The sequence below is a fragment of the Pseudomonas sp. PA27(2017) genome (genome assembly GCF_001945445.1).
Taxonomy (GTDB): domain Bacteria; phylum Pseudomonadota; class Gammaproteobacteria; order Pseudomonadales; family Pseudomonadaceae; genus Aquipseudomonas.
The window spans coordinates 39,194-63,497 of the sequence record NZ_MSXW01000016.1 but is presented as its reverse complement, the minus strand read 5'-3'; the positions used below and the strand labels follow the sequence as shown (position 1 = coordinate 63,497).

Sequence of the window (24,304 nt, the reverse complement as noted above, 5' to 3'; positions counted from 1 at the left end):
GGCCTGTTAAGGCATAAAAAATCGCGGCAAAGGCCGCGATTTTATTGTGAGCGGAGAAGGCTCGACCACATTGCAGCGGCCGAGCCTGGTATCCGTCAGAAGCGGTAGGTCAGAGAAGCGCCCAGACCATGGGCGCTGTTCTTGTAGGTGGCGTTGTAGCTGCCGCGAGCCGGGCTCGCGCGGTTGACCTCGACTTCTTCTTCCTTGAGGTAGGAATAGGCCAGGTCGATGGTCATGTCGTCGGTCGGGCTCCAGCCGGCGCCCAGGCTGAAGATCGTCCGGTCGCCGGACGGGATACGCGGCGAACGGTCAGTGTTGTTGGTCGGCGTCTGGTCGATGGCGATACCGGTGCGCAACACCCACTGCGGGTTGACCTTGTAGGACAGACCGACGGCGTGAGCCCAGGTATCGTGCCATTCCTGTTCTTCGACGATGGTACCGAGCGAGCCGGCGAATGCACCGCCTACGCCTTCGTTCTCGATGCGCAATTCCTTGAAGCGGCTCCAGCGCGTCCACGTGCTGCCTGCGTACAGCGTCCAGGCGTCATTCAGCTCATGGGTGAAGGACATGTCCACCGACTCTGGAGTCGTCACATCGAGCGAGGCGTCGTATTTGCCAGCTGAGGTGCCGATTGCGGCACCGGGGCCGGATACACGGGTATCGCCTTCCAGTTCGTACTTGACCCGCGAGCGATAGGTCACGCCAACACGGGTTTGCGGGGTAAATTCGTAGAGCACGCCGGCGTTGAAGCCGACTGCGGTATCGTCACCCTTGATCTTGACCTTGCCGTCATTGGCACCGGCCGGGCCGAACGGATTGGTCAGCGAGGAGCTCAGCTCACCCTCGATGTGGTTGAACGTCGGGCCGAAGCCGACCGACAGCTTGTCGTTGAAGCGATAGCTCAGGGTCGGTTGTACGGTGATGACGCGCACATAGCTCTTGTCGGCAAAGTAGCGGCCCTGGAAGCCGTTTTCATATTCGGTGGCCAGGCCGAACGGGGCATAGACGCCAATACCGAAGGCGACCTTTTCATCCAGTGGTTTGACGTAGTAGCCCATGGGTACGCCAGTGGTGGGGACCATGTCGCCATCGTTACTACCGCCGTTCGCGCCGCCGCCGCCCGCAGCCGGTGCGGTGGTACTGCTGGTGTTGCTGATACGGCTCTTGGCATGAATGGCTGCGACGCCGAAATTGACCTGTTCGCGCTGGATGCGCGCCATGCCAGCGGGGTTACCGAATACCGTGCTGGCGTCCTCCGCTGAAGAGGAGCGACCGGCGAACGACATGCCCATGCCGGCGACGCTTTGCTCGTTGAGCGCGAAGCCGGCGGCCATGCCGTAGGTGGAGGTGGATGCGATGGCGATTGCCAGACCGGTTCTTAGGATTGTTTTACTCACGGGGTGCTCCATGGCAGGGTCGGGGAACTCTCGCTTGCTGACTAAGCGGCAATTCGGAAAGTTCAGGGTAAACACGATCCTTCGAGGTTGATGCTGTCCGTGAAACGCAGGATATAGAGCCTTTCGTGACTTGGCACCTGTGACTCTACAGTCAGTTTTTTCAGGCGACGGCTGCCAGTTCCAGGACGCAGCGTTGGCAGGCGCGGACGAATTCGCCGGGTTGACGACAAGGCGCGAAGACCTGTTGCCAGATCAGCGCCTGGGCGCCGAGATCCTCCGCGGCGGGCAGCTCCTTGTACCGCTGTTCGACAAGCAGCCAGGCGATGGCCGTGGCGTAGCGCAGGTTGACGGTAAGCTCGAAATGCGGCGCGCCTAAAAATGCGTGCTGGCTGGCCAGGCCGCGAACCCGGCTGGCCAGGTCAGGGCTGCTGGCCAGGTGGTTGTCCCAAAGATGTTGGTGGTGAAACGCCGAGATTCGGTACAGGCCGTAGCCGTTGTGGTTGTCCAGTTCGGCGCCCAGTGACGACTGACACGCGGCGATGCCCAGCAGCAGGGCTTCGGCAGCGACGGACTGACTGTTCAGATACAGCAAGGTTGGGCGGATGACGTGTTGGTTCAGGTCACTGGCGGCGATTCCCATACGAGCCTCTACAAAGAGATAACCGGTGGGGGAGGGCGCGGGTAGCAGAGCGATGGCTGCCAGAGGCGTCGTTGTTCAGGGTCGATGACCGATAAGTCCCACCAGGAGCGGTGCTTAGCTGCTCAACTTGAAGCGTAGTGGGATATTTACGCTGTAAAAGGCTGTTTTTAAATCGTTTAAGGATTTAGCTCAGTCTGCATATATCCAATTGGAACTGCCAGCCCTCCCGACGCTGCTTCGCATCGAGATTGACACCGCCGCGTCGGGTTCGGCAGTATCGGGTTCTAATCGCCTTGCCGAGCGTCCCATGTTCGCCACCTCGTTGCCCACGCCTGCTACCCATAGCCTCGTCGCTATGGCTCAGTGCGTGTGCCTGGGCGCTAGCAAGTCGAAGAAACAGTCGCTCATTTGACCGGGGCGCGCTGTCCCGTCAGATGGGCTGACAGGACAGAGGCGCTGAGTCGAAGCATCCCTTCGCTACACTCCCTTCCCGCACTCCATCGACGGTGACCAGACGGTCTACACCGAGGAGTTGCAAGCATGTCTACATTTTCCGGTATCTGGGTTGCGTTGGTAACGCCGTTTCGCGGTGGGCAGGCGGACCTGCCTTCATTGCGATCCCTGGCGGCGCATTTGATCGAAAGTGGTGCGGCCGGGCTGGTGGTCTGCGGCACCAGCGGCGAGGCGGCAGCCCTGGATGAGCAGGAGCAGTTGGCGGTGCTGGATGCCGTGCTCGAGGTGGTACCGGCCAGCCGCGTGGTGGTGGGCCTTGCCGGCAACAACCAGGCGGCGGTGCTGGCCCGCCTGCAGCGAATTCAGCGTCGCCCACTGGCCGGCATTCTGGTACCGGCGCCGTACTACATAAGGCCGTCGCAAGACGGCTTGCAGGCGTTCTTCCTGGCTGTCGCCGAGGCCTCGCGACTGCCCATCATCCTCTATGACATTCCCTATCGCAGCGCTGTGGCCCTGGAACTGCAGACCCTGCGGCAACTGGCCCGACACCCGCGCATCGTCGCGATCAAGGATTGCGGCGGTGACGTGCGCAAGACCCAGGCGCTGATCGCCGATGGTCAACTCGACGTGCTCACCGGCGAAGACGAGCAGATCTTCGCCACCCTGTGCCTGGGCGGCAGCGGCGCCATTTCCGCAGCCGCGCACCTGCGTACCGCCGACTTCGCCAGAGTGGTCAGCCTGCTGCGCAAGGGCGACCTGCTTGCCGGGCGCGCGCTGTTTCGTGAGCTGTTGCCGTGGATACGCCTGGCCTTCAGCGAGCCCAACCCCGCGCCGGTCAAAGCCGCGTTGGCGCTGCAGGGCATGATCGCCGATGAATTGCGCGAACCCATGCTGAGTGTTTCCGATGGCTTGCGCGCGCAGTTGCGCAATGAGTTGCCATGAGCGCACGGCAGGGGCTCACGGGATATACTGCGCGGCAATCTTTACGGGAGAGCCGCGTGACCATCGAAATTGTCTGGATTCGAGACGACGCCAGCCTGGCAGCGCAGTGCGCTGTCTGGCGCAAACAGCCCTTCGTGGCGCTGGACACCGAGTTCATGCGTGTCGATACCTTCTACCCGATCGCCGGTCTGCTGCAGGTCAGCGAGGGCGAGCGTGCCTACCTGATCGACCCATTGCTGATCGGCGACTGGGCACCGTTCGCCGCGCTGCTCGAAGACCCGCAGGTGATCAAGGTTGTGCACGCCTGCAGCGAGGATCTGGAGGTATTCCTGCGCCTGACCGGCAGCCTGCCGGCACCGCTTTTCGACTCGCAACTGGCCGCCGGCTACCTCAACCTCGGCTTCTCCATGGGCTATTCGCGCTTGGTGCAGGCGGTGCTGGAGATCGAGCTGCCCAAGGGCGAGACCCGCTCCGACTGGTTGCAGCGCCCGTTGTCCGAGACCCAGGTCAGCTACGCCGCCGAAGACGTCGTGCACCTGGCCGAACTCTATCGCCGCCTGCAGGCCAGGCTGTCCGCCGAGAAGAACGCCTGGGTGCTCGAGGACGGCGCTGAGCTGGCCGCTGGCTTGCGCCGCGAGACCTCGCCCGAGGACGCCTACCGCGAAGCCAAGCTGGCCTGGAAGCTGTCCCGCGCGCAACTGGCCGTACTGCGTTCGCTGTGTGCCTGGCGTGAACGTCAGGCGCGGGCGCGCAATCAGCCGCGCAATCGTATCCTGCGCGAGCATTCGCTATGGCCGCTGGCGCGCCATCAACCGAACGATCTGGTCAGCCTGGCACGCATCGAGGACATGCACCCGAAAACCGTGCGCCAGGATGGCGAGACCATCCTGCAATTGATTCGCGAGGCAGCGGCATTGCCACCTGCCGAGTGGCCGCCGGCAATGCCCGAGCCGTTGCCGATCGAAGCCTCGGGGCTGCTCAAGAAGTTACGCGCGATCGGCCAGCGTGAAGGCGAGCGCCTGGAAATCGTCCCCGAACTGATGCTGCGCAAGAAGACCCTCGAGGCGCTGCTCAAGAGCGGCTACCCGAACGGCCCCTACCGCCTGCCCGACAGCCTGCGCGGCTGGCGTCGTGAATTGATGGGCCAGGCGCTGCTCGACTGCCTGGCCGATGAAGGAGAAGCTGCTTGAAACGTATCTGCTCGATCTACCGCAGCCCGCGCAAGCACGAGATGTACCTCTACGTGCTGCGTGCCGACGCGCTGAGCCGGGTGCCCGAGCCTCTGCTCAATGCCTTCGGCGCCCCGGTGCATGCTTTCGACATGGTGCTCACGCCCGAGCGCGCCCTGGCGCGCGAGGACATCACCAAGGTGCTGGAGAACCTCGACAATCAGGGCTATCACCTGCAGATGCCGCCGCCGGAAGAGGATTACATCCAGCATCTTCCCGAGGAATTGCTGCGCCGTAACGATCCGGTCTGACGGGAGAGCGATGCCATGCGCGTACTGATCGCCGAGCAGGATCACGCCGAGTACCAGCGGTTGCTGCAGCAGGCCGCGCCACAGCTCGAACTCGTCGTGGGCGAGGACGCGGCGCTAGCCGAGCAGGCCGCCCGTTGCCCGGTCTGGCTGGGCGAGCCCGACCTGTTCGCCAGCGTGCTGCGCGCCGGCCACAAGCCGGCCTGGCTACAGTCGACCTGGGCGGGCATTACACCGCTGCTGGCGGACGACCTGCCCCGCGATTATCGGCTGACTCGAGCGGTCGGCGTGTTCGGGCAGATCATGGCCGAGTACGTGCTGTGCCATATGCTCGCCCATGAGCGCGAGCTGGTCGCTCGCCAGCAGGCGCAGCGCGAGCAATGCTGGGATGGCCGCCTGCCGGGCAGCCTGGCGGGGCGCCGGGTGCTGATCGTCGGCACCGGTGAGATCGGCGCGGCGGTCGCCCGCTTCCTGCAGCCGTTCAACGTCGAGCTGAGTGGCGTGGCCAGCAGCCCGCGAACCCTGGTGCCGTTCAGCGAAGTGGCTGCGCTCGAGGAATTGCCGCGGCTGGTGGCCCAGGCCGATTACGTCGTCAACCTGCTACCCAATACGCCCGCGACCCGCGATATCTATGACGCCGCCTTGTTGGCTCGCTTCAAGCCCACGGCGGTGCTGATCAACGCTGGGCGTGGCACGTCAGTGGTCGATGAGGATCTGGTCGCCGCGCTGGCTGCTGGCCAACTGGCCGCGGCGGTGATCGATGTCTGCCGCGAAGAACCGTTGCCGGCCGGCCATTCGTTCTGGAATGCGCGCAACCTCACGCTGACCGGGCACAGCGCAGCGCCGACCTTGCCGCGCCTGCTGGTCGAGCTGTTCCTGGCCAATCTGCAGCGTTATCAGGCCGGCGCCGAGTTGCACGGTCTGGTGGATTTCGCTCGCGGCTATTGAGCGCGCCATCGCGCGCGGCTTGTACTGTGCGGTCGGCAGACCTAGACTGCCGGCCTTTTCGTATCCTCCCTGCAAGCTCGACCATGGCCGCATCTGCGTATCCTTTCTGGCAACACAAGACCCTCGATCAGCTCGACCATCAGGAGTGGGAGTCGCTGTGCGATGGCTGCGGCCTGTGCTGCCTGCAGAAGCTGGAGGACGAAGACGACGGCGCGGTGTATTACACGCGCATCGCCTGCAAGCTGCTCGATCTGCAGACCTGCCGCTGCAGCGACTACCCGAACCGCAAGGCCTTCGTGCCCGACTGCATCCAGCTCACTCCGTCCCAGGCCGATCAGTTCCAGTGGCTGCCGCCAACCTGCGGTTACCGGCTGGTCAGCGAGGGCAAGGATCTGCCGTCCTGGCATCACCTGGTATGCGGCGACCCCGACGCCGTGCACCGCGAGCGCATTTCCCAGGCCGGGCGCATGCTCAGTGAAAACGCCGTGGCCGAGGATGATTGGGAAGATCACCTGATCTTTCGCGCCGGCTGAGTGTCTGTGATGAGCCGTTAAGGCTCGTTTAAGCGCGCTGGTGTTTGATGACGCCGTTACGCATAGTCTTGTGACGTATCGCTTGTCCGTTCTGGAGTCCTCCATATGTCGATTCGCTGCCTGCTGCTGTCCGTTGTTCTGTTGAGTACCGGCACACCCTTGTGGGCCGCCGAGAAGGTCGATCTGGATTACAAGGTCAAATTCCTGCCGCAGAGCGACGAGGCAGAAGTGAGCATCACCCTGGAAAAGGGTGAGCGTGTGCGCGGGCTGAATTTCAACCTCGGCGACGAGGGTTATTACAGCGACTTCAAGGCCGATGGCGAGTGGAAACCCGAGGGCGATAACCGCGGCCTGTGGGTGCCCGGCAAGGGCAAGAGCACGCTGAGCTACAAGGTGCGTATCGATCACCCGCGCGGGGAAGGCCGCTTCGATGCACGCATGACCGAGGACTGGGCACTGCTGCGTGGTGACGATTTGATTCCCAGCGCGGTACTCAATCAGGTCGACGGCCTTGATCTGGTCGCGCGCCTGGAGTTCGACCTGCCAAAGGGCTGGCGCAGCGTCGAGACCGGCTGGCCGCGGGTCGGCAAGAACAAGTTTCGCATCGACAACCCGCAGCGCAAGTTCGACCGGCCCACTGGCTGGATCCTGGCTGGCAAGATCGGCACCCGCCGCGCCAAACTCGGCGAAACCCAGGTGACTGTCGCCGCACCGGTGGGCGAGGGCATGCGCCGGATGGATGCGCTGACCCTGCTGACCTTCGTCTGGCCGGAAATGCAGGCGGTGTTCCCGCGCGATCCCGCCAAGCTGCTGGTGGTTGGCGCCGGTGACCCGATGTGGCGCGGTGGCCTGTCGGCGCCCAATTCCTATTTCATGCATGCCGACCGCCCGTTGGTCAGCGAGAACGGTACAAGCTCCCTGGTGCACGAACTGGTGCATGTGTTCAGCCGCATCAGTGACACCGACAAGAGCGACTGGATCAGCGAAGGCATCGCCGAGTACTACGCCATCGAGGTGATGCGTCGCGCCGGTGGCCTGAGCGAAGACCGCTACCAGAAGGTTCGCGAGCATTTGATCAAGTGGAGCAAGCCGGTCAAGTCGCTGCGTACCGAGAACTCCACCGGGCCGGTCACCGCCCGTGCGGTGTTGTTGCTGCAGGAACTCGATCGCGAGATTCGCCAGGCCACCAAGGACGGCCAGCAGCGCTCTCTGGACGACGTGGCCCGTGGCCTGATGCGCATGGACAAGGCCAGCACCAAGGATTTCATCGAGATCACCGAGAACGTCATGGGCCGCAGCTCCAAAGTGCTCGATACACGCCTGCTGCGCTGACCCCGCAGGCCCCTGCGCGGCGCTTGCGCAGGGGGCGTCGCGCTCCTAAGCTCGCGGAAATTCACCGCGAGTACCCTGCATGTTTGGTATCGAACACTTCGCCCTGTTTTTCACCGCCACCCTGGCGCTCAACCTGACGCCAGGCCCCGACATGATCTATATCGCGTCGCGCTCCAGCGCCCAGGGCACCACGGCGGGCCTGGTATCCAGCCTCGGGATCGGTGCAGGTTGCCTGGTTCATGTGCTGGCCGCGGCGTTCGGCTTGTCCGCCCTGCTGATGATGTCGGCGGTGGCGTTCAGCGTGGTCAAGTGGGTGGGCGTTGTCTATCTGATCTGGCTCGGTCTGCAGCTGATCCGTTCCGGCTGGCGCGCGCAGGAGCAGGTGAGCCTGCAGCCGGCGGGGCTGCGCCAGGTGTTCGTGCAAGGCGTGCTGGTCAATGTGTTCAACCCCAAGGTGGCGTTGTTCTTCATTGCCTTTCTCCCACAGTTCGCGCACCCGGCTTCCGAGGCTTTCGTCTGGGAAGTGCTGCTGCTGGGGCTGGTCTTCAGCCTCTGCGGTACCCTGATAAACGCCGGGGTAGCGGTGCTGAGCGGGCACTTCGGTGGTCGGCTTGGCCACAACCCGAAATGGCGGCGCTGGCAGCAGAGCCTGTCGGGCAGCGTGATCATGGCAATGGGCGTCGGCCTCGCGTTTAGTGAGCGAAAGGCTTGATCTATCGACTTTATAGATAATTTATTATCGAATTGAAAACGCCCGGCTCGGTATCGAAATGGACCGGGCTTTTTGTTTGCAGGGCCCGTCGTTGCTGGCTTTAGGTGAGATATCAATGGAGTCGATCTTTACTATTCTCGGGATCGAGTTTTTCATCAAATTTTCTTGAGTAACATGAGCTCCATACCCACTTACTTCCTCCCAAGGAGCTCATCATGAAAACTGAATTCATCGCCAGCCTGTTCATCGCCACCCTTGCCAGCGCCGCATTCGCTCTGCCGCAAGGCCCGGTAGAAGCCACTGCCTCGCATTCGATCAGCACCCAGAAGGTGGCTGAAGACGGTTACAAGCGCACCGCTGGCAAAATTGCCGAGAGTGGCTTCGAGCGTACCGGCGGCAAGCTAGTGGCCGAAGATGGCTACAAGCGTACTGGCGGTAAGATCGCCGAGAGTGGTTACGAGCGCGTCGGTGGCAAGTTGGTTGCCGAAGATGGCTACAAGCGCACTGGTGGCAAGATCGCCGAGAGCGGCTACGAGCGCGTCGGTGGCAAGTTGGTTGCCGAAGATGGCTACAAGCGCACTGGCGGCAAGATCGCCGAGAGCGGTTACGAGCGCGTCGGTGGCAAGTTGGTTGCCGAAGATGGCTACAAGCGCACTGGCGGCAAGATCGCCGAGAGCGGTTACGAGCACATTGGCGGCAAACTGGTTGCCGAAGATGGTTACAGCCGCACCGGTGGCAAGGTCGAAATGTCCTGATCGGTCAGCCTCGAAACGAAGCCCGGAATCGTCCGGGCTTTATTTTGCCTGGGATTCAGTACTTGGCGCCGGTGCGGGTGTTGTTGCCTTTGGCGAGGCGGTCATAGAGCACGACGTTGACCGTGGCCGCCAGATTCATGCAGCCCTCGGTGGGGATGTAGACCACTTCCTCGCACCAGTCGCGGATGCTTTTGTCGAGCGAGCCGTCTTCGGGGCCGAAGATGTAAAAGGCGCGATCCGGGTGGGTATAGCTGGGCAGGGGCCGTGCGCCATCGACCAGTTCCACGGCGACCGGTGTGCAGCCCAGGGGGATGACCTTCTGCAGGTCGTCGATACCGATCAGCGGAATGTCCAGGTGCACGCGCTTGGTGTCGGTGACGAAGTCGCGGGCGCGCTCGTAGCGTTTACCGGTGTAGAACACCGAGGCCACGCCATAGCAGCCGGCGGCGCGCATCACGGCGCCGACGTTCTCCGGCGACTTGGGGTTGTAGAGACCGATGCAGCTGTATCGTTTGTTGCCCACGGATTAGGCCTCGAGAAAAGGGCCGGCATTATAGGGTCTGTGGGCCCCGTGTGCTGCTCAGGACTTTTTCTGCAGCAGCTCGGCCAGGTTGGCGAACGCCTTGTGGGTGGTCTTGGGGCCGGTCTGGCTGGCCGTGGAGCCTTCGCTGAAATACTGCTGATCGGTGTAGCGCGCGTGTTCGTTGTCGTGACAGAACAGGCACAGCAGTTCCCAGTTGGAACCGTCCTGGGGGTTGTTGTCGTGATTGTGGTCGCGATGGTGCACGGTCAGTTCGCTCAGGCGCTTGCCGGAAAATTCGCGAGCGCAGCGACCACAGACGTGCGGATACATGCGCAGGGCCTTGTCCCGGTAGCCTTCTTCACGGCTGCGTTGGGCCTCGGCGAGGATGCGGTCGAGTTTGGAGGTAGGCGTGGACGGGCTGCTCATGATCGTTCCTTGCTGGTGGACCCAGGCAGTATATAGGCAGGGCCGCGGAATCAGTCTGCACTTTCCGTCGGCATGCGCTGCCCAACGCAGCACGTCCCATTGCCTCTTGGAGTACAGAGCATGCGCACACCCTCACTCGTGCTGATCAGCCTGCTGTCGCTGGCCGGTACCGCCCACGCCCAGCAGCAACAGTCGGCGCCGACCGAGCCCACCGGCGCTGTCCAGACGCCGCAGGTGCCGGACCCGTCCAAGGTCGACCCCGACACCCCGCCGGTGATTCGTGATGGGCGTGACAACGATGAATCCACCAAAGAGGCCGACGATGCCTCCGAGCATCAGCAGGAGCTGACGCCCGAGCAGCCGGGCGAGCAGATTCCGGACTGATCCCCTGCGTTGCCTGCGCCGGCAGCCGGTTAGCGGCCTGCCGCGCGCAGGCCGAGCACCTTGAACACGAAGGCATATTCCAGCGCCACATCGCGGATCGCCTGGTAACGACCGCTCATGCCGCCATGGCCAGCGCCCAGGTCGGTCTTGAGCAGCAGCAGGTTGTCATCGGTCTTCAGTTCACGCAGCCGCGCCACCCACTTGGCGGCCTCCCAATACTGCACCCGACTGTCGTTGTAACCGGCCACCGCCAGGATCGCCGGATATCGTTGCGCCTGCACGTTCTCGTAAGGCGCATAGCCCTTGATCCGCGCGTGCACCTCCGGTTGGTTGGGGTCGCCCCATTCGTCGTATTCGGTCACCGTCAGCGGCAGCTCCGGGTTGAGCATGGTGTTGAGCACGTCGACGAAGGGCACCTCGGCGATGGCCGCGGCGAACAGTTCCGGTCGTTGGTTGAGTGTCGCGCCGATCAGCAGGCCGCCGGCGCTGCCGCCGCTGATGGCCAGTTGCGACGGGCTGGTGAAGCCCTGGGCGATCAGGTGTTCGGCGCAGGCGATGAAGTCGCTGAAGCTGTTCTGCTTATGGGCGAGTTTGCCCGCGCGGTACCAGGCCTCGCCCAGCTCGCCGCCACCGCGTACATGGGCGATGGCGAACACCACACCGCGATCGAGCAGGCTCAGCCGTGCGTGGGAAAACCAGGGGTCGAGGCTTTCGCCGTAAGCGCCATAGCCATACAGATAAAGCGGCGCCGCCTGGCCCAGGGCATCACGGCGCGCCACCAGGCTGATCGGCACCTGGGTGCCATCCGGCGCGGTCGCCCACAGGCGCTGGCTGAGGTAGTCATCGGCAGCGAAGTCGCCGAGCACGGGGGTTTCCTTTAGCACCTGCTGGGTGCCATTGGCCAGGTTCAGCTCACGGACTTGGGCCGGGCGATTGAGCGCCTCGTAGCGCAGGCGGATCACCGGGCTGGTGAACTCCAGGTTGTCCTGTACGTACAGGCTGTAAGCCGCATCCGGCAGGCTGACGCGGTAGCCGGCTATGCCTTGCGGGCGCACGTCGATCACTGGCAAGCCGCCCTCGCGTAGGCTGAGCACCAGCGCCGACTCTGCCAGGCTGACGCCTTCGAGCATCACCTGCTCGTTGTGTGCCACCAGTTCCTGCCAATCGGGCCGCGTGGGCTGCTCGGGCATCGCGCTGTACAGCGCGAAGTTGATGCCGCTCTGGTTGCTGCGAATCAGCCAGGCCCACTGGCCGTCCAGTTTGCCGTGGTCGGCGTAGTACTCGTGGCCTTCCTCGCGCGGGGCCAGGCACTGAAAGGCCTGGTCGGGGGTATTTGCGTCCAGTATCCAGGATTCCGTGGTGGTCTTGCTGCCCAGCAGCAGCACCAACTGGCGTTCGGAACTGCTGCGATAACAACTGAGGAAGAAGCGCTCGTCGGCTTCATGAAAAACCTGGGTGCTGCGCCCATCGCCGAGGCGAAAGCGATGCAGGGTGGCGGGGCGGTGCGTGTCGTCCAGCTCGCCGTAGAACAGGGTCTGGCTATCGTTGGCCCAGGTCATGCTGCCGTCGCAGTCTTCGAATGACAGCTCGGTGACTGCGCCGCTGGCGAGCTCCTTCACGAATAGCCGATAGATCTCGTCGCCGCTGGTGTCCAGGCTGTAGGCCAGGCGCTGCTGATCGGGGCTGATGCTGAAAGCACCAAGGGACAGAAAGCCACCGGCAGCAATCTCATTGGGATCCAGCAACAATTGCTCGGCGTTCTCGTCTAGGTTCAGGCTGCCATCGGTCGGGCGAGGGCAGCGATAGTGGCGGGGATACTCGTCGCCGGCGGTGGTGCGCTGGTAGTAGAGGTAGTCGCCCCAGGGTGTGGGCAACGACAGGTCGGTCTCGCGGATGCGCGCCTTGATTTCCTGGAACAGCTGCTCGCGCAGCGGCAGGTCGTCCAGCTGGCTTTCCAGGTAGGCGTTCTCGGCACGCAGATGCTCGAGCACCTCGTCGCTGTCACGCGCTTCCAGCCAGTGGTAAGGGTCGGCGCCAGGGGCCTTGCGGGCGATAGGGGCGGTGGTCATGGGCGTCTCCAGAGCGTGGGGCAGCCAGCGGGTGGACTTCGAAAAGCGTTGGTGTGCGCTCGTTTAGAAGTGCCCCGAAGGCGCCTAACCGGGTAAAAGCCGTTATCATAAGCGCCTTTGTCGTCCGGCAAGCGCGCAAATGCGCATTCGTCCGCACGAGCCCAGACAAGCCAGGGAACACCGCCCGCATGATTGAGAACGACTACTTCCTCGCCTGGGGCGCCTATGCGATAGCCGCGCTGGGCTGCCTGCTGGTGTGGTTCAGGATTACCCGCTGGATGTGGCGCTACCTGCGTGAGCCGCTGCGGGTACTGGTGGCGATCCTGCTGTTCTGCCCGACCATCGTCGACCCGGCCAAGGAGCTGTTCGCCCCGGCCGTGGCAATCGTCGCTCTCGACCTGCTGTTCAAGGTCGGCAGTAATGCCTGGCGCGCGGTGGCGGATCTGGCCATGTACGGGATGATCGCGTTCGCCGTCTATCTGGTGTTCGTGGCCATTCGCTGGCCGTTCCTGAGCCGCGCCAAGGCGCGCAAGGCGGCGCGTGAAGAGCAGCAGAGCGAGGACAGCGACCTGACCCTGCGCGAACGCTTGCAACAGGAACAGGAGCCGACTTATTCGGCGCCCCGCAGCAATCGCGGCACGCGCGTCGAACCGCGTCTGTAAGCCCGATCAACCGAGAACCAGGCCATGTGTGAATTGCTCGGCATGAGCGCCAACGTCCCTACCGATATCGTCTTCAGCTTTACCGGGCTGATGCAGCGGGGCGGGCGTACCGGGCCGCATCGCGATGGCTGGGGTATCGGCTTCTATGAAGGGCGTGGCCTGCGCCTGTTCCAGGATCCACGGGCGAGCAGCGAGTCAGAGGTGGCGCAACTGGTGCAGCGCTATCCGATCAAGAGCGAGGTGGTGATCGGCCATATCCGCCAGGCTAACGTCGGCCGCGTGTGTCTGGCCAACACCCATCCTTTCGTACGCGAGCTGTGGGGACGCAACTGGTGCTTCGCCCATAACGGCCAGTTGGCCGACTTCCGCCCGGCCCTGAGCTTCTACCGTGCAGTGGGCGACACCGACAGCGAGTCGGCCTTCTGCGACTTGCTCAACCGTATTCGTACCGCCTTCCCGGAAGCCGTGCCGGTCGAGGTGCTGTTGCCTGAACTTGTCGCGGCCTGCGCGGCCTATCGACAGCATGGCGTGTTCAACTGCCTGCTCAGCGACGGCGACTGGTTGTTCAGCTTCTGCTCCACCAAGCTGGCGCACATCACCCGGCGTGCACCCTTCGGGCCTGCGCACCTGCGTGACGCCGACATGAGCGTGGATTTTCATGCCGAAACCACGCCCGACGACGTGGTTTCGGTGCTGGCCACCGAGCCGCTGACCGATAACGAGCAGTGGTCGCTGTACCAGCCGGGCGAATGGCGCCTGTGGCGCGGGGGCGAATGCATCGCCCAGGGCCTGAGCAACTGACTGACGTCCCGCGTGGCGGGGCCGCGAGTGAAGGATGATAAGAAGCTATCTGCGTCTGGCGTTGTTCGCCCTCGGCCTGTTGCTCGGCGTTCAGGTGCCGGGCTTCATCGATGATTACGCCAAACGCGTCGAGGCCCATCGCCTGGAGTCCGAGCAGAGCCTGAGCGGCTTTCGCGACACTGCTCGGCGCTTCTTCGATGGCGATCTGCAGCGGCTGGTCGGCCATTACCGCAACAGCAGCGACCCGGTGATGCATAGCGATGCACGCAGCGTCGCTCTGTTGGTCGAGCGCTCGGCGCTGCTGGAGCAGGAATCGTTGGCCATGCAGGGGGCCTGGTACCGACAGGTCTGGCACCTGGCGACCGCGGCCGACGCACAGTTGCTGGCGGAAACACGCACCGCTTATCGCTATCAGGTGCTGCTGGCGCCAGAGGCCATCGCCTGGGGTATCGCCTGCGCGCTGTTCCTGGCCTGGATGGTGGAAAGCATTCTGCTGTTGCTGGCCTTGCCATTGCGGCGCCGCGAACGCCGCAGCCTGCCCGAGCGGCAGACACCGCGCATGCGCTGAGAGCAGGTTGCCCGTCTCCCGGGTGTCGCTGCGCTCGACCCAGGCTACCGGTGCGTAGCTACTTGGCCAGAAAGCGCATGCCGTCTTCCAGGCCCTGCAGGGTCAGTGGGAACATCTGGTCGCTGATCAGATCGCGGATGATGCGCGTCGAGCTGGTGTAGTCCCAGGCTTCACGTGGGTAGGGGTTGATCCAGATGAGCTTCTTGTAGGTTTCCATGAAGCGCTGCAGCCACAGGTAACCCGCTTCCTCGTTCCAGTGCTCGACACTGCCGCCCGGCTGGGTGATCTCGTAGGGCGCCATGGCCGCATCGCCGATGAACACCACCTTGTAGTCGGCGCCGTACTTGTGCAGCAGGTCATGGGTGGAAACGCGTTCGGCATTGCGCCGCAGGTTGTTCTTCCACACCGATTCGTACACGCAGTTGTGAAAGTAGAAATACTCCATGTGCTTGAACTCGGTACGGCAGGCCGAGAACAGCTCCTCGCAGACCTTCACATGGGCGTCCATGGAGCCGCCGATATCGAACAGCAGGAGCAGCTTGACCGTGTTGCGGCGCTCCGGGCGCATCTGGATGTTCAGCAGGCCGCCGTCGCGGGCGGTGTGGTCGATGGTGCCGTCCAGGTCCAGCTCGTCCTGGGCGCCCTGCCGGGCGAACTTGCGCAGGCGGCGTAGGGCGACCTTGATGTTGCGCGTGCCGATCTCCACCGAGTCGTCGAGGTTTCTGTACTCGCGCTGATCCCACACCTTGACCGCCTTGCCCTGGCGCTTGCCGGCATCACCCACGCGGATGCCTTCCGGGTTGTAGCCGCCCGAGCCGAAGGGGCTGGTGCCGCCGGTGCCGATCCACTTGTTGCCGCCGGCGTGGCGTTCCTTCTGTTCTTCCAGGCGTTTCTTGAAGGCCTCGATCAGCTTGTCGAGGCCGCCAAGCGACTGGATCTGCGCGCGTTCCTCGTCGCTCAGCGAACGCTCGAATTCCTTGCGCAGCCACTCTTCGGGAATCAGCGCTTCGAGGTGCTGATCGAGGTTTTGCAAACCGTCGAAATAGGCGGCGAAGGCCCGGTCGAACTTGTCGAAATGGCGCTCGTCCTTCACCAGAATGGCGCGCGCCAGGTAATAGAACTCGTCCATGTCGGCGAACACGACCTTGTGCTCGAGCGCATCGATCAGGTCGAGCAACTCACGCAGGGACACCGGCACCTTGGCCGCGCGCATTTCGTTGAACAGGTTGAGCAGCATGGCTGCACCCTCGTTTGTTAATCAGCCCTGATGCATTGCGTCAGCGCCATTTGCCGGTAACGGCTATTGGATCACTCGGTGCAAGGGCTCGCGAGCTAGAGCCAGGCAAGGCGGAATCAGGTGAGCAAGCGGAGTGTACTTTTGTACATGAGCATTGCGAACCTGATTCCAACGTAGCATGGCCGACGCGCAGCAGCCCGGTTTTTTACCGAGAAGTGCGGCGGGCCATGAAGGCGAGGCGCTCGAGCAACTGCACATCCTGCTCGTTCTTCACCAGGGCACCGGCCAGCGGTGGAATGGCCTTGGTCGGGTCGCGCTCGCGCAGCACCGCTTCGCCGATATTGTCGGCCATCAGCAGCTTGAGCCAGTCGACCAGCTCGCTGGTCGAGGGCTTCTTCTTCAAGCCCGGCACCTTGCGCACGTCGAAGAACACGTCCAGCGCTTCGGCCACCAGGCTGTTGCTGATGCCGGGGTAGTGCACGTCGACGATCTTTTGCAGGGTCTGGCGATCCGGAAAGGCGATGTAGTGGAAGAAACAGCGGCGCAGGAAGGCATCCGGCAGCTCCTTTTCGTTGTTCGAGGTGATGATGATGATCGGCCGGTGCTTGGCCTTGATCGTCTCGTCGGTCTCGTAAACGTAGAACTCCATCTTGTCGAGTTCCTGCAACAGGTCGTTGGGAAACTCGATGTCGGCCTTGTCGATCTCGTCGATCAGCAGGACCACGCGCTCCTCGGCTTCGAAGGCCTCCCAGAGCTTGCCCTTCTTGATGTAGTTGCGAACGTCGTGAACCTTGTCGGCGCTCAATTGCGAGTCGCGCAGGCGGCTTACCGCATCGTACTCGTAGAGGCCCTGGTGCGCCTTGGTGGTCGACTTGATGTGCCAGGTGATCAGCCGCGTGCCGAAGGATTCGGCCAGTTGCTCGGCGAGCAGGGTCTTGCCGGTGCCCGGTTCGCCCTTGACCAACAGCGGGCGCTGCAGGGTGATGGCGGCATTGACCGCGAGCTTGAGGTCATCGGTGGCGACATAGTGCTCGGTGCCTTCGAACTTCATCGGGAATCCTCACGCGGCAGGCGGATGCGAAAGGGGCGACTATAGCGCGCCCGGCGCATGAGTGTGAACGCGCCTGGGGTATTCAGTCATTGAATGGACGCGCTCAGGGTTCTTCAGCAGCGTCGCGTTCGAAACCACTGTTGAAGGCCTGCACGAAACCGTTGCGCAGGATGCCGATGAATGCCTGGAAGGCGCTGACGTCTTGCTGTTTGGTGCTGCCGCGCAGTTCTACGCGGGTGGCGATCTGATCGCGCGGGCGATTCTTCAGTACCTTCTCGCTACCGGCCACAACGGCCTCCCAGATCGAGCGAAAGAAGCCCTTGTCGGCGTTCTCGACATCCTGCTGCCAGTCGAACACTTCGACGTTGCGCAGCAGTGGTTTGATATAGCCGCTGAGCTGGGAGTCTTCGGCGAAGGCCTCGATGACGATATCGCCGGTGCCCGATTTGAAGTCGAACTTGCCGTAGGCGTTGGCCAGGTCATTCAGGCGCGGCAATTCGATATTGGTGGCCCGTACGCGGAACTCGAAATCCTGGAAGTTGTGGAAAGGGTCGAACACGGCACTGGCTTCCAGCGGCGCCTGATCCATCAGCTTGGCCTTGCCCTCGAAGCGCGCCACGCGATCGCCCTGTTCGTCGGCCACGTTGGTCAGGTTGTAGAGGCTGGCCTGGATATCGTTGGCCTTGAGCTTCACCGGCGGCGAGGCATTGAAGTTGTAGAAGCCCAGGGTGCCATCGTTGATGCGCACTTCGTTGAGGGTGATGGGCAGTAGCTTGTTCAGCTGCTCGCGCCAGTCGGTGCCTTCACCGGTCTGCGAGTCTTCGCGGCTCTTGCCGTCGACGAAGTTCACTTCCGGTCGCTCGAATACCACTCGGGCGACCACGGCCTGTTTCTCCAGCAGCTCGTTCCAGCTTACCGAGATATCGATCTGCGGGGCGTCGACGAACGGCACCGGCAGGTCCTGGGTGACCTTGACGATACGCAGGCCATTGATGCGGTAGCCGCCGCGCCACAGCGCCACGTCGATATCATCGATATGCCCGCGGTAGTCGCCCATCTCGGCCAGCCTGTCGTTCAGGTAGTTGCGCACCATGTAGGGCAGGGCGATGTGCACGACCAGTATCAGGGCGAGCAGGCCGAGGCAGATCCACAGGGGCAGGCTGTAGCGACGTTTCATCGTGGGCGTCCGGTTGCGCGGTGTGTGGAGTGGACTGCTGCCGATCCGCCGGAGTTCGAATTTCCAGACGCTGGACGCGCCTGGGCTTGAGGCATAGGCTGACGGGCTCAGTCATGACAAGGAACCGATACACCATGAGCCGCATATACGCAGACAACGCACAGGCTATCGGCAACACGCCCCTGGTGATGATCAACCGCCTCGGCCCCAAGGGCGTGACCATCCTGGCCAAGATCGAAGGCCGCAACCCGGCCTATTCGGTGAAGTGCCGGATTGGCGCCAATATGGTCTGGGACGCCGAGTCCCGCGGCGTGCTCAAGCCGGGCATGACCCTGGTCGAGCCGACCTCCGGCAATACCGGCATCGGCCTGGCGTTCGTCGCCGCGGCCCGGGGCTACAAACTGATGCTGACCATGCCGGCCTCCATGAGCCTGGAGCGTCGCAAGGTATTGAAGGCACTTGGCGCCGAGCTGGTCCTGACCGAGCCGGCCAAGGGAATGAAGGGCGCGATCGAGAAGGCCGCCGAAATCGCCGCGTCCAACCCCGAGCAGTACTACATGCCCCAGCAGTTCGAGAACCCGGCGAACCCGGCTATCCATGAGAAGACCACCGGCCCGGAAATCTGGAACGACACCGAGGGCGCCATCGATGTGCTGGTGTCCGGCGTCGGCACCGGTGGCACCATCACCGGTATTTCCCGCTACATCAAGCAGACCCAGGGCAAGGCGATCCTGTCCGTGGCGGTCGAGCCGGTTTCCTCGCCGGTGATCAGCCAGACCATCGCCGGAGATGAAGTCAAACCCAGCCCGCACAAGATCCAGGGCATCGGCGCCGGCTTCGTGCCGAAGAACCTCGACCTGTCGCTGGTCGACCGCGTCGAGCAGGTCACCGACGAAGACGCCAAGACCATGGCCCTGCGCCTGATGCGTGAAGAAGGCATTCTCTGCGGGATTTCCTGCGGTGCGGCGATGGCCGCAGCGGTGCGCCTGGCCGAACAGCCGGAGATGCACGGCAAGACCCTCGTGGTGATCCTGCCGGACTCCGGCGAGCGCTACCTGACCAGCATGCTGTTCAGCGACCTGTTCACCGAGCAGGAACTGCAGCAGTAAGCGATTGGCTGCACTGCTGATCCGCTCGTCTCCAGCGCCCGCTAGGGTCTGTTCCCGTTTCAGCGCGAGCCGCGTTGCCGCGAGAAATGGCCTCCGGTTAGGCGCAGGACGCAGGGAATGGACTAGCCGTCCGCGTTTTCCCTTGCCAAGTCCTGCAACGACAGCGGAGGTCATTTCCCGCGCAACCCGGAGGGCCGGGCCAGTTTTTGCGCGATGCGGCGTTACTCGATGGCTCATTTGGCCTGCCAAACTTCGCATCTGTGTGACCCACATGGATGTGGGAAATGCCGCAAGCCCGCCGGGAGCGGGCGCGGCCCTTGCCTCGCGCAAGAACTGGCTCCGGCGCGGCCGTGCGTGAAACGGGAACAGACCCTAGGGACGAGTCGATCAAGCCGAATGAGTCATGGACCAACGCCGCAATTACCGCCCGGCCACGGGCTAATGGAAGGTCGCGCCAGTTCTGTCCGATGTGGGAGGGCGTCATGCGCCCGATTCGCGGGCATGGACCAGGCGTCCCCGCCCGCGTCCACAAAATATGCAGTCGACCTCAAGCCATGGGCTTCAGCCCACCAACGCTAGCGCTCGACATCATGTTCAGACCCACTAATCGTTCAAGCTAGCGCCCACTGCAGCGGGGCAGCTTTAGTTAAGCCGCTAGGCTCTTCGTAGGTCGAACCACCAGCCACAACGCGATAGCGATCAGCACGCCGCCGTACAGGTGCGCCCAGGACAGCGGCTCGCCAAGCAGCAGCGCACCCCAGAGCACGCCGAAGATCGGGATCAGAAAGGTGGTGGTCGACGCCTTGATCGGCCCGATGTCGTTGAGCAGGCGGAAATACAGCACATAGGCGAAGGCCGTGCAGCCCAGTCCCAGGCCCAACAGCGATGCCCATTCCAGCCAGCCACCCCAACTGTGCGGAGCCTGCAGCGCCAGCGAGCCGGCGAACAGCGGCAGCAGAAACAGGCTGGCGCCCAGCAAACTGCCGAACGCGGTTAGGCGATTGTCCAAGCGTCCCGCTATCCAGCGCCGCGTCAGAAAACCTGCCACGCCGTAGCAGGCGGTCGCCAACAGGCAGGCGAGGGCGCCGAGCACCAAACCCATGTCCAGCTCTGCCGGCCCGCTGCGGGTCAGCACGGCGACACCGAAAAGGCCCAGGGCGACACCCGCTGCGCGGCTCATCGTCATCGCTTCGGCGAAGAACAGGGCGCCGATCAGCACGCCCATCATCGGCGTGGTGGCATTGATGATCGCCGAGTAACCCGCCGGCAGCACCAGCGCGGCCATGCTGTACATGGCCGATGGAATGCCGGCATTGATTATTCCGAGTATCAGGCACAGGCCCAGCTTGCCTTGGAAATCCCACTTGACCCGCATCAGCAACAGGATCGCCAGCAGGCCCAGCATGGCGATCGAGGCGCGAAAGAACGCCGTTGGCATGCTGCCGATGACCGGCGCGACGATCCGCATGAACAGGAAGCTGGCGCCCCAGATCGCAGCGAGCAGCAGGAGGCGCAGCATGTCGGCAGGGCGCAAGGCAGGCTCCCATCGAAGAATGAAGGGCGGCAGTGTTGCTGGATGATGCACGCAAGGCAAGCTCACCGTTTGCCGGTATAGGCTTACCGTTGCAATAAGCGGCGTGCCCATGGCCATGCGCTCAAGGCGTCCGGCAGTCATCCGGCACTATTGTTTGAACGACGGTGTTGGCCTGCGGGTCGCACCTCAGGCCTGCACCGGTCACAATGGCGGGCTGTGCGACCGCGTGGCTGAGCTGCCGAGCGGTCAGGTCTCCCGCCAGGCCTGGGCCATCCGATCCGGGTGGTTGCGCCACGGGGTACCGAGTCGAACCATGAAAGGATTTTTCCAATGAGCTGTAGCCCCCCATCGCGCGCCTTCGAACTTTCCCGCCTGAGCCGGGCCATCGTGCTGTGCAGCTGCGCAGCCGCCGGCACATCGCAAGCGCAGGAGGCTGCTGGCAGCCTGGTGCTGGAACCCAGCGTGATCAGTGGCTCGCGCAGTGCGGCACAGAGTTTCGACCTGCCGTTCTCGGTGGACAGCATCGACCGCGAACAGATCAGCGACGGTCAGTTGGGCATCAACGCTTCCGAGGTGCTGACGCGAGTGCCCGGGCTGGTGGTGCAGAATCGTCAGAACTATGCCCAGGATCTACAGATATCTTCTCGTGGTTTCGGGGCGCGCTCGGCCTTTGGCGTGCGTGGGCTGAAGCTGATCACCGACGGCATTCCCGCCAGCACCCCGGACGGCCAGGGCCAGGCGGCGACCTTCAACCTCGACACCGCTGATCGCATCGAAGTGCTGCGCGGGCCGGCTTCCACGTTGTACGGCAGTAACGCCGGTGGGGTGATCCAGGTGTTCTCCAGGGACGGTGTCGGTCGCCCCCGTATCGGCGCCGAAACCCTGGTCGGCAGCGATGGCCTGACCCGCAATCACCTGACCGCCGAAGGCGAGGCGGACGGCGTCGGCTTCGTGCTCGATGCCTCGCGCATGGACACCGACGGCTACCGCGACCACAGCTCGGCGCGCCGCGACCAGACGTTCGCCAAGCTCAATTTCAAGCCCGATGAAGACAGCAAGCTGGCGCTGATCTACAGCAGCCTGGAGCAGAATGGCACGCAGGATCCGCTGGGGCAGACGTGGGAGGCTTATAAGGCCGATCCGAGATCCGTAACCGCTAATGCGCTGGCCTACAACACCCGTAAAAGTATCGATCACCAGCAGTTAGGTACGAATTACGAGCGCTATTTTGGCGACGCGACTTTTCAATTAACGGCTTACGTGGGTAAGCGAAGCGTTACCCAGTACCTTTCAATTCCCAAATATACGCCATCAGGAACTCTGACCCCGTCGAATAATCTCCGTGGGGGTGGAGTTGTTGACTTCGACAGGGAGTTTCATGGTGGCAGTGTTCGTTGGCTCCAACCTATAGACGCAGTAGCGGGAACTCTCCAGCTGGTATTCGGCCTCGACTATGACCAGAGTCGTGATGATCGACGTGGCTATCAGAACTATGTTGGTGATCAGCTTGGCAATAAAGGGGAGTTGCGTCGCGATGAGATCGATACGATGACTAGCTTGGATCCTTATGCCCAAGCTACCTGGGCAATAGGCAACTGGACTCTGCAAGGCGGACTTCGTTACAGCACGGTAGAAGTTGATATTGATGATAAATACATCACCGCCACTAACTTGGATGAAAGCGGTAATAAGCGCTTCAGTAAAGCTACTCCTTCTTTTAGCGTCGGTTATGCTTTCACTCCGGATCTCAACGGTTATGTCAGTGTCGGTAAAGGTTTTGAGACACCAACTCAAGGTGAATTGGCTTATTCACCAGGCGCCGCAGGCGTCGGCGTGAATTACGGGCTAAGGCCATCGGAAAGTACCCAGTATGAGATAGGGTTGAAGGCGCGCATAGCTCAAGCGACTCGCATCAATGCCGCTATCTTTCAGATCAACACCGACGATGAGATCGTCGTGGCGGGCAGCAATGGCGGGCGCACCAGCTACCAGAACGCCGGCAAGACCCTGCGGCGCGGTTTCGAGCTGGGCGTCGACAGCCAGCTCACCGAGCAGTGGTCGGCAGCACTGGCCTATACCTACTTGGCGGCGACCTATGATTCGCGTTTTGCCGCAGGTAACAACGTCATTGACAAAGGTAACAACCTGCCCGGCGTGCCGCGCACCACGCTGTTCGGCGAGCTGGCGTGGAAGCCGGTCGACGGCATCAGCACCGCGCTCGAGGGGCTTTATCGCAGCAAGGTGTATGTGGAAGACACCAATACCGAAAGAGCGGCGCCGAGCTATGCGGTATTCAACTGGCGGACCCGCTTCGAGCAGAACTTCGGCCCCTGGAAAACTCACCAGACCCTGCGCCTGGACAACCTCGCCGACAAGCAATACGTAGGCTCGGTAATCGTCGGGGATGGTAATGGTCGATTTTACGAGGCAGCGCCAGGACGCTCATGGTACGCAGGTGCTGGCATCGAATATCAGTTCTGAGCACGGACGGCGGGAGAGCCCCCATACGAAAGCGCTGTTGGGTAAGCGGCCTCCATACATGAACTAAGCGACGGTCGGTAGCGACTTGCAATGCTTTGAAGCTGCGCGGCTCTCCACTCCCGCTCAGGTTTCAGCTACTCTGAAATCAAGCGGTCACCATAGCCGCGCGTAGTTCGAGGAAATCCTTATGAAAGCCTGGTTCGAAAAGATCACTGCCCAGCTCAACGCCCTGTTCGCCCCGCGCATGCAGCCCATCCCTATCCGTAGTGAAGAGCAACGCCGGTTGGCCGAAGAGCGCCGTCGTCGCCGCTGATTCCTCCGCGAATTCCCTCGACGAGCGTCAGTTACGGCGCTCGTCATAGATCGCTACACACTCAAGGTGTTTGGCGCTCCTCTTTTTTTAGCGAATAACCTGTTGAACAGGCCCTTGCTTATGCGCTGGCCTGTTTTTGCGCGTATGGCGAATTTCTCTAGCTCACTTTTCTTGAGAGGTGCGCGCAGGGGGCATTACTTGATCGCACAGGCCAAGTGAGAGAGAAATTGGTTCAGGTCGCCTCAAGTCGTCGTACGTCTTGCCGACAAAGGTAAAAGTCCCGTTCGTGGACAGAGGCGGATATCGCAGGGAGCCGGTGGGCGACTTTTCCATGTCTTTCCTCAAGCGTTCGAGCGTTGCCTATCAGCTGCCTACCCGTGCTGGCACAGTAGTTTTGCTGTGCTAGACATAGTGGAGTGGCAAGGACGTACCTTTCACGTATCAAAGGATTGCAACCATGCGTCAGAATCTGCCGGTGACTCAACGGGAAAGGACTTTTCCCGGCAATGAGCGGTTGATTTCCACCACCGATCTGAACAGCAAGATCACCTACTGCAACGATGCTTTCGTGGCCATCAGCGGGTTCACCCGCGAAGAGTTGATCGGTCAGCCGCACAATCTGGTACGCCATCCCGACATGCCGCCTGCGGTGTTCGGTCATATGTGGGACACCATCAAGCAGGGCAAGCCCTGGATGGGCATCGTCAAGAATCGCTCGAAGAACGGCGACTTCTATTGGGTCAGCGCCTATGTCACGCCGATCTACCAGAACGGCCAGGT

24 protein-coding genes and 1 pseudogene are annotated in these 24,304 nt (G+C 62.6%); 16 read left to right on the top strand and 9 right to left on the bottom strand.

Translation table 11 applies throughout. The annotated features are described in order from the left end of the window. Positions 1-95 precede the first annotated feature (95 nt). Positions 96-1,397 carry an OmpP1/FadL family transporter gene (locus tag BVH06_RS08375; protein ID WP_083651939.1) on the bottom strand — a complete coding sequence of 434 codons (1,302 nt, stop codon included), beginning with the start codon at positions 1,395-1,397 and terminating at the stop codon, positions 96-98. Between the two features lie 160 nt (positions 1,398-1,557). After that, positions 1,558-2,037, bottom strand: coding sequence for a hypothetical protein (locus BVH06_RS08370; RefSeq protein WP_075933759.1), 480 nt, complete (start codon positions 2,035-2,037; stop codon positions 1,558-1,560). A gap of 540 nt (positions 2,038-2,577) precedes the next feature. On the opposite strand from BVH06_RS08370, the gene dapA reads away from it, so the two are divergent. The 8 genes from dapA to BVH06_RS08330 all read left to right on the top strand — a co-directional run bounded on the left by dapA (position 2,578) and on the right by BVH06_RS08330 (position 9,189). Next, entirely contained in the window at positions 2,578-3,432 is an 855-nt protein-coding gene (gene dapA / locus BVH06_RS08365; RefSeq protein ID WP_075933758.1) for a 4-hydroxy-tetrahydrodipicolinate synthase, read from the top strand. A 56-nt stretch (positions 3,433-3,488) separates the two neighbouring features. Continuing rightward, positions 3,489-4,622 (top strand): ribonuclease D, encoded by a 1,134-nt coding sequence (gene rnd, locus BVH06_RS08360; protein WP_075930696.1) that lies wholly within the window; start codon positions 3,489-3,491, stop codon positions 4,620-4,622. Then, positions 4,619-4,912: a YcgL domain-containing protein gene (locus tag BVH06_RS08355; RefSeq protein WP_075930695.1), complete on the top strand. Its 294-nt coding sequence runs from the start codon at positions 4,619-4,621 to the stop codon at positions 4,910-4,912. The genes rnd and BVH06_RS08355 overlap by 4 nt, the downstream gene beginning before the upstream one ends. 15 nt (positions 4,913-4,927) lie before the next feature. After that, positions 4,928-5,857: a D-2-hydroxyacid dehydrogenase gene (locus tag BVH06_RS08350; protein WP_075933757.1), complete on the top strand. Its 930-nt coding sequence runs from the start codon at positions 4,928-4,930 to the stop codon at positions 5,855-5,857. 83 nt (positions 5,858-5,940) lie between these two features. Further along, entirely contained in the window at positions 5,941-6,390 is a 450-nt protein-coding gene (locus BVH06_RS08345; RefSeq protein ID WP_075933756.1) for a YcgN family cysteine cluster protein, read from the top strand. A gap of 105 nt (positions 6,391-6,495) precedes the next feature. Next, positions 6,496-7,722, top strand: a complete 1,227-nt coding sequence (locus BVH06_RS08340; RefSeq protein WP_075933755.1) for a hypothetical protein — start codon at positions 6,496-6,498, stop codon at positions 7,720-7,722. Between the two features lie 79 nt (positions 7,723-7,801). Next, on the top strand, positions 7,802-8,434 hold the full coding sequence (locus BVH06_RS08335; protein WP_075933754.1) for a LysE family translocator: 633 nt from the start codon (positions 7,802-7,804) through the stop codon (positions 8,432-8,434). Between the two features lie 215 nt (positions 8,435-8,649). Beyond that, entirely contained in the window at positions 8,650-9,189 is a 540-nt protein-coding gene (locus tag BVH06_RS08330; protein WP_075933753.1) for a hypothetical protein, read from the top strand. 55 nt (positions 9,190-9,244) lie between these two features. On the opposite strand, the gene BVH06_RS08325 is transcribed toward BVH06_RS08330, so the two are convergent. After that, positions 9,245-9,712, bottom strand: a complete 468-nt coding sequence (locus BVH06_RS08325; protein ID WP_075930689.1) for an RNA methyltransferase — start codon at positions 9,710-9,712, stop codon at positions 9,245-9,247. A gap of 57 nt (positions 9,713-9,769) precedes the next feature. After that, complete coding sequence (locus BVH06_RS08320; protein ID WP_075930688.1) at positions 9,770-10,138, bottom strand: YajD family HNH nuclease; 369 nt, start codon at positions 10,136-10,138, stop codon at positions 9,770-9,772. Positions 10,139-10,258: 120 nt separating this feature from the next. Between BVH06_RS08320 and BVH06_RS08315 the strand changes: the two genes are divergently transcribed. Beyond that, entirely contained in the window at positions 10,259-10,522 is a 264-nt protein-coding gene (locus BVH06_RS08315) for a hypothetical protein (protein WP_075933752.1), read from the top strand. A gap of 29 nt (positions 10,523-10,551) precedes the next feature. On the opposite strand, the gene BVH06_RS08310 is transcribed toward BVH06_RS08315, so the two are convergent. Beyond that, positions 10,552-12,591, bottom strand: coding sequence for a S9 family peptidase (locus tag BVH06_RS08310; protein WP_075933751.1), 2,040 nt, complete (start codon positions 12,589-12,591; stop codon positions 10,552-10,554). A 188-nt stretch (positions 12,592-12,779) separates the two neighbouring features. Here BVH06_RS08310 and BVH06_RS08305 point away from each other — a divergent pair, with 188 nt between their 5' ends. Genes BVH06_RS08305 through BVH06_RS08295 form a run of 3 tightly spaced genes read left to right on the top strand, consistent with a single transcriptional unit; the run spans position 12,780 to position 14,622 of the window. Next, positions 12,780-13,253, top strand: coding sequence for an MFS transporter (locus tag BVH06_RS08305; protein WP_075930685.1), 474 nt, complete (start codon positions 12,780-12,782; stop codon positions 13,251-13,253). A gap of 24 nt (positions 13,254-13,277) precedes the next feature. Beyond that, on the top strand, positions 13,278-14,054 hold the full coding sequence (locus BVH06_RS08300) for a class II glutamine amidotransferase (RefSeq protein ID WP_075930684.1): 777 nt from the start codon (positions 13,278-13,280) through the stop codon (positions 14,052-14,054). Between the two features lie 34 nt (positions 14,055-14,088). After that, entirely contained in the window at positions 14,089-14,622 is a 534-nt protein-coding gene (locus BVH06_RS08295; RefSeq protein ID WP_075933750.1) for a DUF2937 family protein, read from the top strand. Between the two features lie 58 nt (positions 14,623-14,680). Here BVH06_RS08295 and BVH06_RS08290 read toward each other — a convergent pair whose 3' ends face one another. From BVH06_RS08290 to BVH06_RS08280, 3 genes are all read right to left on the bottom strand, one after another. Beyond that, the gene (locus BVH06_RS08290; RefSeq protein ID WP_075933749.1) at positions 14,681-15,859 is read right to left on the bottom strand and encodes a VWA domain-containing protein; all 1,179 of its coding nucleotides are present in this window, start codon (positions 15,857-15,859) and stop codon (positions 14,681-14,683) included. A 205-nt stretch (positions 15,860-16,064) separates the two neighbouring features. Next, on the bottom strand, positions 16,065-16,910 hold the full coding sequence (locus BVH06_RS08285; protein WP_075930681.1) for a MoxR family ATPase: 846 nt from the start codon (positions 16,908-16,910) through the stop codon (positions 16,065-16,067). 103 nt (positions 16,911-17,013) lie between these two features. After that, positions 17,014-18,087 (bottom strand): DUF748 domain-containing protein, encoded by a 1,074-nt coding sequence (locus tag BVH06_RS08280; protein ID WP_075933748.1) that lies wholly within the window; start codon positions 18,085-18,087, stop codon positions 17,014-17,016. Positions 18,088-18,221: 134 nt separating this feature from the next. Between BVH06_RS08280 and cysK the strand changes: the two genes are divergently transcribed. Further along, complete coding sequence (gene cysK / locus BVH06_RS08275; RefSeq protein ID WP_075930679.1) at positions 18,222-19,196, top strand: cysteine synthase A; 975 nt, start codon at positions 18,222-18,224, stop codon at positions 19,194-19,196. A 646-nt stretch (positions 19,197-19,842) separates the two neighbouring features. Here cysK and BVH06_RS08270 read toward each other — a convergent pair. Beyond that, positions 19,843-20,730, bottom strand: coding sequence for a DMT family transporter (locus BVH06_RS08270; protein ID WP_075933747.1), 888 nt, complete (start codon positions 20,728-20,730; stop codon positions 19,843-19,845). Between the two features lie 330 nt (positions 20,731-21,060). Here BVH06_RS08270 and BVH06_RS08265 point away from each other — a divergent pair, with 330 nt between their 5' ends. The 3 genes and pseudogenes from BVH06_RS08265 to BVH06_RS26260 all read left to right on the top strand — a co-directional run. Beyond that, complete coding sequence (locus tag BVH06_RS08265) at positions 21,061-23,211, top strand: TonB-dependent receptor (protein WP_075933746.1); 2,151 nt, start codon at positions 21,061-21,063, stop codon at positions 23,209-23,211. Positions 23,212-23,398: 187 nt separating this feature from the next. Further along, entirely contained in the window at positions 23,399-23,524 is a 126-nt protein-coding gene (locus BVH06_RS26030) for a PA1414 family protein (protein ID WP_256562757.1), read from the top strand. Positions 23,525-23,981: 457 nt separating this feature from the next. Then, positions 23,982-24,263: pseudogene (locus tag BVH06_RS26260) on the top strand (PAS domain-containing protein); the annotation flags it as partial. Positions 24,264-24,304 lie beyond the last annotated feature (41 nt).

Coding starts and splice junctions, on each gene's coding strand:
- BVH06_RS26030 (WP_256562757.1), top strand. CDS start 23,399: ATGAAAGCCTGGTTCGAAAAGATCACTGCCCAGCTCAACGCCCTGTTC.
- BVH06_RS08310 (WP_075933751.1), bottom strand. CDS start 12,591: ATGACCACCGCCCCTATCGCCCGCAAGGCCCCTGGCGCCGACCCTTAC.
- BVH06_RS08320 (WP_075930688.1), bottom strand. CDS start 10,138: ATGAGCAGCCCGTCCACGCCTACCTCCAAACTCGACCGCATCCTCGCC.
- cysK (WP_075930679.1), top strand. CDS start 18,222: ATGAGCCGCATATACGCAGACAACGCACAGGCTATCGGCAACACGCCC.
- BVH06_RS08350 (WP_075933757.1), top strand. CDS start 4,928: ATGCGCGTACTGATCGCCGAGCAGGATCACGCCGAGTACCAGCGGTTG.
- BVH06_RS08280 (WP_075933748.1), bottom strand. CDS start 18,087: ATGAAACGTCGCTACAGCCTGCCCCTGTGGATCTGCCTCGGCCTGCTC.
- BVH06_RS08300 (WP_075930684.1), top strand. CDS start 13,278: ATGTGTGAATTGCTCGGCATGAGCGCCAACGTCCCTACCGATATCGTC.
- BVH06_RS08305 (WP_075930685.1), top strand. CDS start 12,780: ATGATTGAGAACGACTACTTCCTCGCCTGGGGCGCCTATGCGATAGCC.
- BVH06_RS08315 (WP_075933752.1), top strand. CDS start 10,259: ATGCGCACACCCTCACTCGTGCTGATCAGCCTGCTGTCGCTGGCCGGT.
- BVH06_RS08370 (WP_075933759.1), bottom strand. CDS start 2,037: ATGGGAATCGCCGCCAGTGACCTGAACCAACACGTCATCCGCCCAACC.
- BVH06_RS08335 (WP_075933754.1), top strand. CDS start 7,802: ATGTTTGGTATCGAACACTTCGCCCTGTTTTTCACCGCCACCCTGGCG.
- BVH06_RS08340 (WP_075933755.1), top strand. CDS start 6,496: ATGTCGATTCGCTGCCTGCTGCTGTCCGTTGTTCTGTTGAGTACCGGC.
- BVH06_RS08285 (WP_075930681.1), bottom strand. CDS start 16,910: ATGAAGTTCGAAGGCACCGAGCACTATGTCGCCACCGATGACCTCAAG.
- BVH06_RS08330 (WP_075933753.1), top strand. CDS start 8,650: ATGAAAACTGAATTCATCGCCAGCCTGTTCATCGCCACCCTTGCCAGC.
- BVH06_RS08265 (WP_075933746.1), top strand. CDS start 21,061: ATGAGCTGTAGCCCCCCATCGCGCGCCTTCGAACTTTCCCGCCTGAGC.
- dapA (WP_075933758.1), top strand. CDS start 2,578: ATGTCTACATTTTCCGGTATCTGGGTTGCGTTGGTAACGCCGTTTCGC.
- BVH06_RS08345 (WP_075933756.1), top strand. CDS start 5,941: ATGGCCGCATCTGCGTATCCTTTCTGGCAACACAAGACCCTCGATCAG.
- BVH06_RS08295 (WP_075933750.1), top strand. CDS start 14,089: ATGATAAGAAGCTATCTGCGTCTGGCGTTGTTCGCCCTCGGCCTGTTG.
- BVH06_RS08290 (WP_075933749.1), bottom strand. CDS start 15,859: ATGCTGCTCAACCTGTTCAACGAAATGCGCGCGGCCAAGGTGCCGGTG.